The 13,984-nt window shown below is 58.1% G+C and carries 13 protein-coding genes; 7 read left to right on the top strand and 6 right to left on the bottom strand.

Translation table 11 applies throughout. From position 1 onward, the window contains the following. The first annotated feature begins 9 nt into the window (after positions 1-9). The 3 genes from qseG to glnB all read left to right on the top strand — a co-directional run bounded on the left by qseG (position 10) and on the right by glnB (position 2,590). Entirely contained in the window at positions 10-714 is a 705-nt protein-coding gene (gene qseG, locus FNY10_RS15250; RefSeq protein ID WP_160703315.1) for a two-component system QseEF-associated lipoprotein QseG, read from the top strand. Beyond that, positions 701-2,038, top strand: coding sequence for a two-component system response regulator GlrR (gene glrR / locus FNY10_RS15245; RefSeq protein WP_141963889.1), 1,338 nt, complete (start codon positions 701-703; stop codon positions 2,036-2,038). Before qseG ends, glrR begins: the two co-directional genes overlap by 14 nt. 213 nt (positions 2,039-2,251) lie before the next feature. Then, positions 2,252-2,590, top strand: coding sequence for a nitrogen regulatory protein P-II (gene glnB, locus FNY10_RS15240; RefSeq protein WP_041146740.1), 339 nt, complete (start codon positions 2,252-2,254; stop codon positions 2,588-2,590). Positions 2,591-2,658: 68 nt separating this feature from the next. Here glnB and FNY10_RS15235 read toward each other — a convergent pair whose 3' ends face one another. Then, entirely contained in the window at positions 2,659-4,026 is a 1,368-nt protein-coding gene (locus FNY10_RS15235; protein WP_160703032.1) for a formimidoylglutamate deiminase, read from the bottom strand. Positions 4,027-4,133: 107 nt separating this feature from the next. Here FNY10_RS15235 and hutC point away from each other — a divergent pair, with 107 nt between their 5' ends. Together hutC and FNY10_RS15225 are read left to right on the top strand one after the other, a co-directional pair. Next, positions 4,134-4,895: a histidine utilization repressor gene (gene hutC, locus FNY10_RS15230; RefSeq protein WP_100683353.1), complete on the top strand. Its 762-nt coding sequence runs from the start codon at positions 4,134-4,136 to the stop codon at positions 4,893-4,895. Next, on the top strand, positions 4,892-5,449 hold the full coding sequence (locus FNY10_RS15225; RefSeq protein WP_160703030.1) for a HutD family protein: 558 nt from the start codon (positions 4,892-4,894) through the stop codon (positions 5,447-5,449). The genes hutC and FNY10_RS15225 overlap by 4 nt, the downstream gene beginning before the upstream one ends. A 34-nt stretch (positions 5,450-5,483) precedes the next feature. Here FNY10_RS15225 and FNY10_RS15220 read toward each other — a convergent pair whose 3' ends face one another. From FNY10_RS15220 to FNY10_RS15200, 5 genes are read right to left on the bottom strand one after another with little or no spacing between them, the layout of a single operon-like run. Continuing rightward, positions 5,484-7,016 carry an aromatic amino acid ammonia-lyase gene (locus FNY10_RS15220; protein ID WP_160703028.1) on the bottom strand — a complete coding sequence of 511 codons (1,533 nt, stop codon included), beginning with the start codon at positions 7,014-7,016 and terminating at the stop codon, positions 5,484-5,486. Between the two features lie 10 nt (positions 7,017-7,026). Further along, positions 7,027-7,902 (bottom strand): ABC transporter substrate-binding protein, encoded by an 876-nt coding sequence (locus tag FNY10_RS15215; protein WP_100683350.1) that lies wholly within the window; start codon positions 7,900-7,902, stop codon positions 7,027-7,029. A gap of 34 nt (positions 7,903-7,936) precedes the next feature. Beyond that, positions 7,937-8,614 carry an ABC transporter permease gene (locus tag FNY10_RS15210; RefSeq protein WP_160703026.1) on the bottom strand — a complete coding sequence of 226 codons (678 nt, stop codon included), beginning with the start codon at positions 8,612-8,614 and terminating at the stop codon, positions 7,937-7,939. A 2-nt stretch (positions 8,615-8,616) separates the two neighbouring features. Then, positions 8,617-9,261, bottom strand: a complete 645-nt coding sequence (locus FNY10_RS15205; RefSeq protein WP_131048752.1) for an ABC transporter permease — start codon at positions 9,259-9,261, stop codon at positions 8,617-8,619. After that, positions 9,258-10,355, bottom strand: coding sequence for an ABC transporter ATP-binding protein (locus FNY10_RS15200; RefSeq protein ID WP_100683347.1), 1,098 nt, complete (start codon positions 10,353-10,355; stop codon positions 9,258-9,260). Before FNY10_RS15200 ends, FNY10_RS15205 begins: the two co-directional genes overlap by 4 nt. Before the next feature lie 506 nt (positions 10,356-10,861). Between FNY10_RS15200 and hutU the strand changes: the two genes are divergently transcribed. Further along, positions 10,862-12,538 carry a urocanate hydratase gene (gene hutU / locus FNY10_RS15195; RefSeq protein ID WP_100683346.1) on the top strand — a complete coding sequence of 559 codons (1,677 nt, stop codon included), beginning with the start codon at positions 10,862-10,864 and terminating at the stop codon, positions 12,536-12,538. Between the two features lie 53 nt (positions 12,539-12,591). Further along, on the top strand, positions 12,592-13,983 hold the full coding sequence (locus tag FNY10_RS15190; protein ID WP_160703024.1) for a cytosine permease: 1,392 nt from the start codon (positions 12,592-12,594) through the stop codon (positions 13,981-13,983). Position 13,984 lies beyond the last annotated feature (1 nt).

Raw genomic sequence — 13,984 nt, 5'->3', positions numbered from 1 at the left:
TGGGTGAATATGTCCCACTTTTTCGTAATGGTCCGTGCTTTCAAAGGATGGCTGTTGCCCGGCATTTCGTGTCTGGCGCTGGCGGGGTGTTCCGCCGCGTTTTCGCCGCACACGGAAAATGACACCGCACAATCCGCGCTGCCGCAGCACCAGGTGGCGGATTTTCTCTCCGTCGACTGCGCCGATATCTGGTCGCTGAAGAGCGAAGCCAGCGATAAAAATCCGCTGTACTGGCTACGCGGGATCGATTGTGCCGACCGTCTGGCGCCGGTTCAGGCGCGAGCGGAGGCCAAACGACACGATGATGACAGCTGGCAGGATGCCTTTAAGCGCGGCATTTTGCTGGCGGATGCGAAGATTACGCCGGATGAACGCCGCGCACTGGTATCCCGCCTGGATACCTTCAGCCCGCAGATAGCCATGCAGGTGCGTCCGCTGTATCAGCTCTGGCGTGATGGCCAGAACAGTCAACTGCAGCTGGTGGATGAACGCGCCCGTTACGCGAAGCTGCAGCAGTCCAGCGATAGCGAACTGGAGACCCTGCGCCTGCAGGAACAGCAGTTGCGCAGCCAGCTTGAGCTAACCACCCGCAAGCTGGAAAACCTCACCGATATTGAACGCCAGCTTTCCAGCCGCAAGCCGGGGGGGAATTTTAATTCCGACGGCAGCCACGGCAGTGACAAAGTTCCGGAGGTCATACATGACGATCAGTAAACCAGCGCGTTTGCTGCTGGTGGATGACGATCCGGGTCTGCTAAAACTGCTGGGAATGCGTTTGACCAGCGAGGGCTACAGCGTCGTGACCGCTGAAAGCGGTCCGGAGGCGCTGCGTATTCTGGCCCGGGACAAAGTCGAACTGGTGGTCAGCGATTTACGCATGGATGAGATGGACGGCCTGCAGTTGTTCAGCGAAATCCAGAAAGTGCATCCGGGGATGCCGGTGATTATTCTTACCGCTCATGGCTCGATTCCCGACGCGGTGGCGGCCACTCAGCAAGGGGTGTTTGGTTTTCTGACCAAACCGGTGGACAAAGACGCCCTGTATAAAGCCATTGATGACGCGCTGGAACACAGTGCGCCGGCGACGGATGAGCGCTGGCGTCAGGCTATCGTCACCCGCAGTCCGCTGATGCTGCGTCTGCTGGAACAGGCCGGGATGGTGGCGCAGTCGGACGTCAGCGTGCTGATTAACGGCCAGAGCGGGACCGGGAAAGAGATTGTCGCGCAGGCGATTCATCATGCCAGCCCGCGCCACGACAAACCTTTTGTCGCCATTAACTGCGGCGCGCTGCCGGAGCAGCTGCTGGAATCCGAGCTATTTGGCCATGCGCGCGGCGCGTTTACCGGCGCGGTCAGCAACCGGGAGGGGCTGTTCCAGGCCGCGGAAGGCGGGACGCTGTTTCTCGATGAGATCGGCGATATGCCGGTGGCGCTACAGGTGAAGCTGCTGCGGGTATTGCAGGAGCGCAAAGTGCGCCCGCTGGGTAGTAACCGCGATATCGATATCGATGTGCGTATCATCTCGGCCACCCACCGCGATCTGCCGAAGGCAATGGCGCGCGGCGAGTTTCGTGAAGATCTGTTTTATCGCCTGAACGTGGTGAACCTGAAGATCCCGCCGCTGGCCGAGCGCGCGGAGGATATCCCGCTGCTGGCAAACCATCTGCTGCGCCAGTCTGCCGATCGGCATAAGCCGTTTGTGCGGGCGTTTTCAAACGATGCGATGAAACGGCTGATGGCCGCCAAATGGCCCGGCAACGTGCGCCAGCTGGTGAACGTGATTGAGCAGTGCGTGGCGTTGACCACTTCGCCGGTCATCGGTGATGCGCTGGTGGAACAGGCGCTGGAAGGGGAAAATACCGCGCTGCCGACCTTCGTCGAAGCGCGCAATCAGTTTGAGCTTAACTATCTGCGCAAGCTGCTGCAAATTACCAAAGGCAACGTCACCCACGCGGCAAGAATGGCGGGGCGCAACCGTACTGAATTCTACAAACTGCTGGCGCGCCATGAGCTCGACGCCAACGACTTTAAAGAGTAGCTCAGCAGCATGGCGCAAGTTATGATACGGTAAGCAACCGGTTACGCGACTAAGAGCCTATCCCAGTAGGCGTTATTGTCGCAGGCAGTTTGAACACGGACAGCGCGGAAAAACCGGAGCGTACACGTAGTACGTGAGGATTTTGAACACTGCCCAGGTTCAAAATGGCAAGTAAAATAGCCTTAATGGGATAGGCTCTAAGACAGGAAAACCATGAAAAAGATTGATGCGATTATTAAACCTTTCAAACTGGATGACGTGCGCGAAGCGCTGGCCGAAGTCGGCATCACCGGGATGACGGTTACGGAAGTGAAGGGCTTTGGCCGTCAGAAAGGCCACACCGAGCTGTACCGCGGTGCGGAGTACATGGTGGATTTTCTGCCGAAAGTGAAAATCGAAATTGTGGTTACTGACGATATCGTTGATACCTGCGTGGATACCATTATCCGCACGGCGCAGACCGGTAAAATCGGTGACGGTAAAATCTTCGTCTTTGACGTCGCCCGCGTGATTCGTATTCGTACCGGGGAAGAAGACGACGAGGCAATCTAAGCCCGTCGCTCGTCCCGCCCGTACAGAGACCAGGCCGCTTCGCCGTCGGTGAAGCGGCTTGTTTCGTGTCAGGCCGCCAGCTGTTTCATCACCTGAATAAACGCCTGAGCGATAGACTCCTCTTTACGGTGATGGCCATCCTCAATCACCCAGCGCCCGCCGGTCATCACCGCGCGAATAGGGTTTGACGAGCAGGCAAAGAGCCAGCGGTTGAGCAGCATCCTGTCTTCTGCGCTGGCGATGAACGGATCCTCGCTATCCAGTACCAGAAGATCGGCCCGGTAGCCTACGCTTAGCTGGCCGATGTTCTGGCCCAGCGCTCTGGCGCCGCCGCGGAGCGCCCCTTGATACAGCACGTTACCGACGTGAGGCTCGCCCGGAACGGTAAGTCGGTTGCGGCGCTGGGCGACCAGGCGCTGCCCGTATTCGAACCAGCGTAAATCCTCGCTGACGCTGACGCTGATGTGGCTGTCCGAACCGATCCCCCAGACACCGTTATGCTCCAGATAGTGGGGGCCAGGGAACACGCCGTCGCCGAGATTGGCTTCGGTGGTCAGGCATAGGCCGGCCACCGCGCCGGAAGTGGCGATCTTCATCGTTTCCTGAGGCGTCAGATGGGTGGCGTGGACCAGACACCAGCGCGCATCCACCGGCAGATGGTTGTACAGCCACTCTACCGGGCGCTCGCCGGACCAGGCCAGGCAGTCATCCACCTCTTTTTGCTGTTCAGCGATATGAATATGAATCGGCTGCTGGCCAGGATGGCAGGCCAGAATAGTGCCGATCTGCTCCGGCGTAACGGCCCGCAAGGAGTGGAAACACAGGCCGGTACGCTGCATCGGCTCGCCGGCGAGTCGCGCGGTGAGCGACTCGTACATGGTCAGATAGCTATCGCTGTCGTTGATAAAGCGGCGCTGACCGGCGGAAGGCGGCTGCGCGCCAAACCCGGCGTAACTGTACAGCACGGGCAGCAGCGTCAGGCCGATGCCGGTATGTCTGGCTGCGCTGGCGATACGCAGCGCTAATTCCGTCCGCTCTTCATAAGGCGCGCCGCTGCTGCTGTGATGCAGATAGTGGAACTCGGCGACCGAGGTGTACCCGGCTTTGAGCATTTCGATGTACAGGTAGCTGGCGATGGTTTCCAGCTGTTCTGGCGTAATTTTATCTACCAGCCTGTACATCAGATCCCGCCAGGTCCAGAAGCTATCCGACGGGTTTCCCGCCACCTCCGTTAACCCGGCCATCGCCCGCTGGAAGGCATGGGAGTGCAGGTTCGGCATACCCGGCACGACGACCCCTTTGATGCGCGTCGCCTGCGGATTCGGCGCCGCGTTTTTTTCCAGCGCGGTAATGATGCCTTCTTCGGATACGGTTATGCCGACATTATTTGCCCAGCCATCAGGCAACAGCGCTTTTTCTGCCAACCAGACTGCCATAGTATCACCCTGTTTTCAGCGTATTGTTAATGTATATACATGTACATATATATACATCTAATAGGTCATAGAGTAAACTGACAACGTCAGCATATGAGGAATGGTTAATGGCGCACAGTGACCTGTCAAATCCGGATTTCATGGATGAGTTACCTGAACATCCTGCCCCCTTTTATGAAAGGGTAAAGGCGATGATCAAAACCAAGATCCACAGCGGGGCGTGGCCCGTGAATTACCGTGTCCCTTCTGAAAGCGAACTGGTCAATCTGTTTGGCTATAGCCGGATGACGATTAACCGCGCGCTGCGGGAACTGACGGCGGAAGGACTGCTGGTGCGGATGCAGGGGGTCGGTACTTTTGTCGCCGAAATTCGCGGCCAGTCGGCGCTGCTGGACATTAACAATATCGCCGACGAGATAGCCAGCCGTGGCCATCGCCACCACGCCAGAGTCTTCAGGCTGACGGAAATCGAAGCCGATGCTCAGCAGGCGTTCAGTTTCGGCATGCAGCAGGGATGCGGTCTGTACCATTCGCTGATTTGCCATTATGAAAATGGCGTACCGGTGATGCTGGAAGACCGGCTGGTGAATATGCAGGTGGTGCCGGATTATCTGCAGCAGGATTTCACCCGCATCACGCCTAACGCCTACCTCTCCTCGATTGCGCCGATTGTTGAAGGCGAGCACGTGATTGAAGCGGTCAACGTCAGACGGGCCGAATGCGTCTACCTGGAAATCGATGAACATACGCCTTGCCTGCTGGTCAATCGTCGGACGTGGACCGGCCGCCAGGAGAAGAGAATCGTCACCAGCGTGCGCCTGGTCTATCCCGGCCCGCGTTACCGCCTGGAAGGGAGCATGCGCAAATGATTCGTCTGCTCCTCGCCCGGCAGTATACGGAAATGCCCTGGAAAAACGGCCAGGGCGTAACGCGCGAAGTGGCCCGCTATCCGCAAGAGGGGGAATACGACTGGCGTATTTCCCTGGCGACCATTCGCCAGCCTGGCCCGTTCTCCGCGTTTCCCGGCTACCTGCGCAATATCAGCGTGCTGGAAGGCGAGGGGATGTACCTGACGATCGATGGGCAGCGCAGCGCATTGATTGCGCCTTTCCAGGCGCTGGGATTTAACGGTGCGAGCGGCGTATCTTGTGAGATTGTCGGCGGGCCGCTGCTGGATTTTAATGTGATTTACCGGGAAGCCGCCCTCCGGGCGACGGTGAGCTGGTGCGGAGCGGGAACGTGGTCGCATCAGGGCGGACTGCGGGTGTTGTTTAATGCCGGGCCCGCGTTGCGGGTGAACGCCGGCGATCGGCACTATTTACTGGAACATTACGACAGCCTGCTGGTGGATGAGGCGGTGACGCTGGTTATCGAGGACACTCCAGGCGCGCGTCTGGCCCGCATCGCTCTGCTTCCCCTTTAATCACGCCGCAGACTCCTTCCGAGGCGTGCTGTTGTTACTCCTCTTCGCACAATGCCAGTAGCATCGCACTGAGTTCGCCCTGATTAATCAGGGCGCGTAGCGCATGTATATCCGGGTAGAGTAGCGTATCTTTATCCCGGAACGGCACCGCCTGACGCACTCTCTCCAGCGTTGCTTCGCTGCCCACGGCGGCACGCAGCGGGCGATGGAACTCCAGCGCCTGGCAGGCGCACAGCAGCTCGATGGCGACGATATCCACTGCGTTCTCCACCGCTTTAAGCGCTTTACGCGCGGCGGCAACCCCCATGCTGACATGATCTTCCTGACCGGCGCAGGTGGATACCGTGTGGATACTGGCCGGGCCAGCCAGACTGCGGTTATCGCCCGCCAGCGCAGCGGCAACGTAAGGTGGGATCATCATCCCGGAATACCCCGAACCCGGCGAGACAAGAAAGGCCGGCAGTCCGCTGAGATGCGCGTTGGTGATGCGGTCGCAGCGGGCCTGGGAAGCGGTGCTCAACTGGGCAATGGCAACGGCCAGCGCATCCAGCGCCAGCGCCGTTGGCGCGCCGTGGCCATTGCCTCCGGGCATCACGATAAGCTGGTCTTCTTCAACCAGAAACAGCGGATTATCGGTCACCGAATTGAGTTCGGTGGTCATAATCTGCCGACAGTGGGCCAGCTGGTCGCGCACCGCGCCGTGGATCTGGGGGATACAGCGTAAACTCAGCGCGTCCTGAACCCGGTGGTCGCGATAACGCTCCAGGATCTCGCTGCCTTTCAGCAGACGGCGCAGGTTTTGCGCGGTTTCCTGCTGCCCGGGATGAGGGCGCAGGGAGTGCAGGCGGGCATCGTAGCCGCGCGTGTTGCCCCGCATGGCCTCCAGTCCCATCCCGCCCGCCATATCGGCGACGGGAAGCAGGCGCTGGAAATCCGCCACGGCCAGGCAGCCTAGCGCGGTTGTCTCATAGGTGCCGCCAACCAACGCATGACCCTCTCTGGGAGCGGGAGCATAGGGCGGGATACCCGCCCGTGTCAGCGCCTGTTGCGCCGGGAGCAGTTCTCCCTGATACCAGCATTTGCCTTCGCCGAAGACCGCAAGGCCGATATGGGCGGTGGCTATCAGGTAACCGACGGAGCCGCTGGCGGGTGACCACGGCGTCACCTGCCGGTTCAGCATCTCGGCGATACGCTGCGCCAGCGCCGGGGTGACGCCGCTGTATCCCTGCAACAGGGATTTTAACGTCACCGCCATCATGGCTCGCACTTCACGCACCGTCAGATCCGGCCCGACGCCACAGGCGTGGCTGCGCAGCATATTCAACTGCGTATCCGTCATCTTGTCCGGGGAAAGCCGGGTGGTGACCAGATCGCCAACGCCGGTCGTCAGCCCGTAGATCACCTGACCTTGTTCAATGGCGCGCTGAATACGGCTGCTGACTCGCGCCATATTATCCAGCGCGGCCTGCTCCAGCGCGATCGGCGCGCCGTCGGCAATCCGCACTATCTCATCCACAGTGCCTGGCGCCTGCCCGAGGGTAATGCTGCCGTTCAGGGTAGTTGTCATGTCGGTGACCTTATTGGCTAAATCCGTGTTTTACCAGCCACTGATGCGCGATATCGTCGATGCTGACAAATTCGGCAATTTGCTCGTTCATGTCGATCAGATCTTCCGTCGTTAGCTGGGCGGAGACTTTATTCAGGGTAGTGGTCACGGTGTCATTCAGCGCCGCGCTGGCGACGATGGGCACAATATTTTGCGCCGCGAACAGATGTTTGGTGTCTTCCAGCACCACAAGGCGATCTTTTTTGATTGCGGGCGAGGTTGAAAGCAGATCGGCTACCTGGACCTGGTTATTTTTCATGGCGCTGAGCGTCAGCGGTCCGCCGACGTCCAGCACTTTAAAGCTCTTAAAGTTCAGCCCGTACACTTCGCGCAGGCCGGAGAGCCCCTCATGGCGGGTTTTCCATTCCGCCGGGCCGCCCAGCACCAGTTGGCTGGCAACCGGCTGTAAATCGGCGATGGTTTTCAGTTTATATTTATCGGCGGTTTTCTGCGTCACGGCCAGAACGTCGATATCCTGAGCCTGGGAGATCTCCAGCATTTTGACCTTCTCTGGCAGCTTAGCGGCCAGCTCTCTGGCGACGTCCTGGCTGCCGTGGGCCTCATTTTTCGCATCCAGATAGCTCAACAGCGCGCCGCTGTATTCCGGGATTAGCGTGATGGAGCCGTCCAGCAGCGCCGGGATATACACCTCGCGGCTGCCGATATTGAGCTTTTTCTCCACCGGGATGTGTTGCGCTTCTAACGCTCCCGCATAAATGGTGCCCAGCAGCTGGCTTTCCGGGAAGTCCGCAGAACCGACAATGACTTTCGGCGCGGCCCAGGCCGATGAGGTCGCCGACAGCAGCAGAGCCGAACACAGCGTCAAAACACTTTTTTTCATATTCATCGTAAATACCCTTTTGATCGGTGGAGTGAGGTTATTAGTTTTTAATACGCCGGGTAATACCGGGTGAAACGACCATTTTTTGCGAGAAAGAGAACAAGCAGTCGATCAGTAAAGCCAGCAGCGCCACCAGCATGGCGCCGGCGGTCATCTGGCTGAAATCGTTCGCCGCGCGTCCGTCGATAATCAGACGTCCAAATCCCCCCAGCGAGACATAGGCTGCGATGGTGGCGGTTGAAATAATCTGCAACGTGGCGCTGCGCACGCCGGAGAGGATCAGCGGAAGCGCGCAGGGCAACTCTACCTGTAGCAGGATCTGCAGCCGCGTCAGCCCCATGCCGCGAGCGGCATCAAGGACATAGGGATCGAGCGAGCGGATACCCGCATGCACGCCCAGGGCAATCGGCGGGAGCGCCAGCGCCACCAGCACCAGAATACAGGGCAGAATAAACGCCATATCGGACTCAAACTCGCCGGAAAGTAAAATCACCAGCAGAATAATCAGCCCAAATGAGGGCAGGGAGCGCAGGGCGTTGGTGGTACCGATGAGCAGCCCTTCCCCTTTGCCGGTATGGCCGGTGTAACAGCCGACGGGAAACGCGATGATAAAGGCGATCGCCAGCGCGACAACGCTATAGCTGATGTGCTGCGCCAGGAGGGGGAAAATGCCGCCCTCGCCAAACCAGTGGGTCGGATCCAGGAACCAGGTAAGCATAATTATCCTCTCTGAGGTTGCCAGCGGCTGAGTTGACGAGTGGCGTAAACCACCAGAATATCCAGCAGCAGCGCCAGAATGATGCTGAGTACGATCCCAGCGATGATCGGGGTCAGAAATTGCAGCTGGAATCCCTGGGTAAACAGCGAGCCGAGCTGCGGCGCGCCGATCAACGCCGCGACGGAAACGATACTGACGTTAGACACCACGGCCACGCGCAGGCCGGAACCAATCACCGGCACGGCCAGCGGCAGGTCAATCTGGAAAAACTGCTGAGCGGGCTTATAGCCGAGCGCCGCCGCGGACTGACGAGTATCGGCCGATACGGAGTCCAGCCCGTCGCAGACGGTGCGAACCAGCAGCGCAAAGCTGTAGATGGTCAGAGCGACCACCACATTAATGGGGTCCAGTATCTGTGTGTGGAGCAGCGGGGGCAGCAGCACAAACAGCGCCAGGGACGGAATGGTATACAGCAGGCCAAACAGGTTAATGATCGCCGACTTGACCGATGGCAGGTTGTGAATGCCCCAGCCCACCGGGATCGCCAGAATTAACCCTATCACTACCGGCACAATCGAGAGATAGCTGTGCCAGAGAAGCAGGTTGAAGATTTTATCGCTCTGCGCCCATAGCCAATCGAATCTCATGCTCCCTCCTGGCGCGTGGATTTACACATATCGAGTACCTGATCGAGGTGGATAGTCCCCTGCGGGATTTGCCGTTCATCGACGATCACGGCCCGGTGGTTGGGAGAACTCAGCGCAGCGTCCAGCAAATGGCGCAACGGGCTTCCCTGCTGGTGGAACGTCGCCCCCAGATTGATGTTGTCGAGCGTAATCGCCGTTGCCGGCTGATGGGTGTCGAACCAGCCAAACGCTTTGCCGTTTTGGGTAACCAACAGCCAGCGGTCGATGGCCATCTCTTTGGCCTGCTCGAAGGAACAGTCCAGCTCGGCATAGGGCTCGTTGCGTAACGCGGTTCCGGTGTTGGCGGAGTGGAAACTCAGTTTGCGATAGCCTCTGTCTTTGCCGATAAAGTCCGCCACAAAGGCGTTTTGCGGCGTATTGAGCAGTTTGCCTGGGGAGGCCATCTGCGCCAGTTTGCCGCCGGGTTTGAGTACCGCGACCAGGTCGCCGAGCTTCATCGCCTCATCAATATCGTGAGTGACCATAATGATGGTTTTGCTCACCTCTTTCTGAATACGCAAAAACTCTTCCTGCAGCTGTTCGCGAACCACCGGGTCGACCGCGCTGAACGGTTCGTCCATCAACATAAACTCCGGGTCGGCCGCCAGGGCGCGGGCGACGCCCACGCGCTGCTGCTGGCCTCCGGAAAGCTGCCAGGGAAAGCGTTTGGCGATTTGCGGATCCAGACCGACGACTTCCAGCAATTCCCCGGCTCTGGCTCTGGCTTTACTTTTGGCGGCGCCGTTGAGAATCGCGGTGGTGGCAATATTATCGATAATGTTTTTGTGGGGAAATAAACCAGCGTTTTGAATGACATAGCCAATACGGCGGCGCAGTTGCACGATATCCATTTGCTCGGTGGCTTCGCCGTTAAGCAGGATTCGGCCCGATGACGGCTCCACTAAGCGGTTGATCATCCGCAATGAGGTGGTTTTTCCACAGCCCGAAGGGCCGACAAATACCGTAATTTTGCCTCCCGGCGCTACCAGGCTAAGGCCGTCTACTACGACCGAACCGTTGCCGTAGTGCTTAGTCACATTCTGGAAGGTAATCATCTTCACGCCTCTGATTGTTGTGTGTTGTGTTCCCGTATGCAGGGGAATCATGCGACAAATGCTGTTATGTATAATCTTGTATGTACAACTAGCAAAACTTGTGCCATTACCAGAGGTTACTGCAAAATAATGACTATTTAGTCATTTAAAAACAACTATTTAGTTATTTGCAGTGTTTTCTGGTCGCGCAATTTTTAGCGAGGTGAGAGGTCATGGCGGGGTCGAAAATGCATTGATGTTATCTTTTTGTGATGTTTTGTTGCACAAAAATAATGCGTTGAGGTATGTTTTTGCACCATTATGGCTCATCATCATGGTGTGATCCGCGAGGTCTTGCGCAGCATATTTTTATGTTTTTACATTAATTTATTGAATTTATTTAATTTTATAAATTAATTGCTAACCTGGCATCCAATATGCTTATCATGTATATACAATTAAAGTGTTAATCACAAATTTAACAGTCAAGTAACATGAATCAGGCAACGGATAAGAAGGTGAAGCGCATGAGTAAACAAGCAACCCGTTTTCGCGATGTTGAAATCAGAGCCCCGCGAGGCACTAAGCTGAACGCAAAAAGTTGGTTCACAGAGGCGCCGCTGCGCATGCTGATGAACAACCTGGATCCCGATGTCGCCGAAAATCCCAAAGAGCTGGTGGTGTACGGCGGTATTGGCCGGGCGGCGCGCAACTGGGAATGCTACGACAAGATCGTTGAGACCCTGAAGCAGCTCAATGATGATGAAACGCTGTTGATCCAGTCCGGTAAACCGGTGGGGGTTTTCAAAACCCACGACAACGCCCCACGGGTGCTGATCGCCAACTCGAACCTCGTGCCGCACTGGGCAAACTGGGAGCACTTCAACGAGCTTGATGCAAAAGGTCTGGCGATGTACGGGCAAATGACGGCCGGCTCATGGATCTACATCGGCAGTCAGGGCATTGTTCAGGGCACTTACGAAACGTTTGTGGAAGCCGGGCGCCAGCACTATAACGGTAGCCTGCGCGGACGCTGGGTGCTGACCGCGGGTCTGGGGGGCATGGGCGGCGCTCAGCCGCTGGCCGCAACCCTGGCGGGAGCCTGTTCGCTGAATATTGAATGCCAGCAGTCGCGTATCGACTTCCGTCTGCGTACCCGCTATGTCGATGAGCAGGCCAGCGATCTGGATGATGCCCTGGCCCGCATCGCCCGCTATACCGCAAAAGGAGAAGCGGTATCCATCGCGCTGCATGGCAACGCCGCGGAAATTTTACCGGAGCTGGTAAGACGCGGCGTGCGCCCGGACATGGTGACCGACCAGACCAGCGCACACGATCCCCTTAACGGCTATCTGCCGCTGGGCATGAGCTGGGAAGACTACCGCGCTCGCGCGCAGTCCCACCCGGTGGAGACTATCCACGCGGCGAAAGCCTCAATGGCTGAACACGTTAAAGCCATGCTCGCCTTCCAGCAGCAGGGCATTCCCACCTTCGATTACGGCAACAACATCCGCCAGATGGCGAAAGAGATGGGGGTGGAAAACGCGTTTGACTTCCCAGGCTTTGTTCCCGCCTATATTCGTCCGCTGTTCTGCCGGGGGATTGGCCCGTTCCGCTGGGCGGCGCTTTCCGGCGATCCGGAGGATATCTACCGCACCGATGCGAAAGTCAAAGAGCTGATCCCCGACGACGAACACCTCCACCACTGGCTGGATATGGCCAGAGAGCGCATCAGCTTCCAGGGGCTGCCGGCCCGCATCTGCTGGGTCGGTCTGGGGCAACGCGCCCGTCTGGGCCTGGCGTTTAACGAAATGGTCCGCAGCGGTGAGCTGTCGGCACCGGTAGTGATTGGCCGCGATCATCTTGACTCCGGCTCCGTTGCCAGCCCTAACCGCGAAACCGAAGCGATGCAGGACGGCTCCGACGCAGTGTCCGACTGGCCGTTGCTGAACGCGCTGCTGAATACCGCCAGTGGCGCGACCTGGGTTTCTCTGCACCATGGCGGCGGCGTAGGGATGGGCTTCTCCCAGCACTCCGGCGTGGTCATTGTCTGCGACGGCAGCGATGCAGCGGCGGAACGCATCGCCCGGGTGCTGAGCAACGACCCGGCCACCGGCGTGATGCGCCATGCGGATGCGGGTTACGACATCGCGATTGAATGCGCCAGAGAGCAAGGACTCAACCTGCCAATGATTGCGGATTAATTTCTCCGGCGAAGGGGGCAATGTATCCCCTTCGCCCTGACCGGAGTGCTGCCATGAATAACAACACCACATACATCGAAACACGCTCGATTGAGCCCATCCCTGACAGTGAACGCCACGGTAGCATTTTTAGCCAGTTCACCCTGTGGCTGGGGGCTAACCTGCAAATCACCGCCATGGTCACCGGCGCCTTAACTATTGTATTCGGCGGGGATGTTTTCTGGTCGCTGGCCGGTCTGATGCTGGGACAGATTGCTGGCGGGATTGTGATGGCATTGCACGCCGCGCAAGGGCCGCAGTTAGGGATACCGCAGATGATCAGCAGTAGGGTGCAGTTCGGCGTCTACGGCGCCTGCCTGCCGATTCTGCTGGTCTGCCTGATGTACCTGGGTTTTATCGCCACCGGGGCGGTGCTGTCCGGTCAGGCGATTTCGGCGGTTTTCCATACCACGGAAACCAGCGGCATTCTGCTTTTTGCTGCCGCCACGCTGGTTATCGCTTATGTCGGCTATCGCTTGATCCACCTGTTGGGCAAGCTGGCGAGCGTGGTGGGGATTATCGCGTTTCTCTATCTGCTGTGGAAAATCAGCTCTTTTCCGGCTATTGACGAGCTGCTGAGTGTCCGGCCCTTTAGCTGGAGTACGTTTTTAACCGCCACCGGCCTTGCGGCCTCCTGGCAGATCACCTTTGGCCCCTATGTTGCCGATTATTCCCGCTATCTGCCGCGCAGCACCTCTCCCGGGAAGGTCTTTTTCGCCGTCGGGAGCGGTTCGGTCATTGGCGCGCAAATCGCCATGACCGTCGGGGTGCTGGCTGCCGCGCTCTCTCAGGGAAAACTGGTCGGTCATGAGGTGGACTATATCGTTGGCCTCGGCGGCACTGGCGCAATAGCCACGCTGCTCTATCTGAGCATCGCGTTTGGTAAACTGACTATCAATACCCTGAATGCCTACGGTAGCCTGATGTGCCTGGCGACGGTATACAGCTGCGGGAAGCAGCGAGTGCGCGTGAGCCAGTCGGTGCGTCTGCTGGTGCTGGCGGTGATTATTACCCTGGCGACCGGTATCGCAATTATTGGGCAGCACTCTTTCCTGTCGGCGTTTAAATCCTTCCTGCTATTCCTGTTGACTTTCTTTACACCGTGGAGCGCGATTAACCTGGTGGATTACTATTTCTTTAATCACCAGGCGATAGACATGGAGGCGCTGAACGATCCGAACGGGAAATACCGGGCGTGGAACGTGACGGGGATCGGGGTTTATCTCGTCGGAGTGGCGGTACAGACGCCGTTTATTGATAGTGGATTCTATTCCGGCCCGTTTGTGAAGATGCTGGGCGGTATCGATATCTCCTGGCTCATCGGCCTGGCGCTTCCGGCGGCGCTCTACTATGTCCTGCGCAAAGCGCAGTCCGCAGCGGCGGCCGGCGCCGCCATCAGTCGTTAAA

Source organism: Klebsiella sp. Lac1, from assembly GCF_009825425.1.
GTDB lineage: Bacteria > Pseudomonadota > Gammaproteobacteria > Enterobacterales > Enterobacteriaceae > Klebsiella > Klebsiella electrica.
This window is presented reverse-complemented; position numbering and strand designations above follow the sequence as displayed.

Bases quoted from the DNA above. Each gene is read 5' to 3' on its own strand.
- qseG (WP_160703315.1), top strand. From the start codon at position 10: ATGTCCCACTTTTTCGTAATGGTCCGTGCTTTCAAAGGATGGCTGTTG.
- glrR (WP_141963889.1), top strand. From the start codon at position 701: ATGACGATCAGTAAACCAGCGCGTTTGCTGCTGGTGGATGACGATCCG.
- glnB (WP_041146740.1), top strand. From the start codon at position 2,252: ATGAAAAAGATTGATGCGATTATTAAACCTTTCAAACTGGATGACGTG.
- FNY10_RS15235 (WP_160703032.1), bottom strand. From the start codon at position 4,026: ATGGCAGTCTGGTTGGCAGAAAAAGCGCTGTTGCCTGATGGCTGGGCA.
- hutC (WP_100683353.1), top strand. From the start codon at position 4,134: ATGGCGCACAGTGACCTGTCAAATCCGGATTTCATGGATGAGTTACCT.
- FNY10_RS15225 (WP_160703030.1), top strand. From the start codon at position 4,892: ATGATTCGTCTGCTCCTCGCCCGGCAGTATACGGAAATGCCCTGGAAA.
- FNY10_RS15220 (WP_160703028.1), bottom strand. From the start codon at position 7,016: ATGACAACTACCCTGAACGGCAGCATTACCCTCGGGCAGGCGCCAGGC.
- FNY10_RS15215 (WP_100683350.1), bottom strand. From the start codon at position 7,902: ATGAATATGAAAAAAAGTGTTTTGACGCTGTGTTCGGCTCTGCTGCTG.
- FNY10_RS15210 (WP_160703026.1), bottom strand. From the start codon at position 8,614: ATGCTTACCTGGTTCCTGGATCCGACCCACTGGTTTGGCGAGGGCGGC.
- FNY10_RS15205 (WP_131048752.1), bottom strand. From the start codon at position 9,261: ATGAGATTCGATTGGCTATGGGCGCAGAGCGATAAAATCTTCAACCTG.
- FNY10_RS15200 (WP_100683347.1), bottom strand. From the start codon at position 10,355: ATGATTACCTTCCAGAATGTGACTAAGCACTACGGCAACGGTTCGGTC.
- hutU (WP_100683346.1), top strand. From the start codon at position 10,862: ATGAGTAAACAAGCAACCCGTTTTCGCGATGTTGAAATCAGAGCCCCG.
- FNY10_RS15190 (WP_160703024.1), top strand. From the start codon at position 12,592: ATGAATAACAACACCACATACATCGAAACACGCTCGATTGAGCCCATC.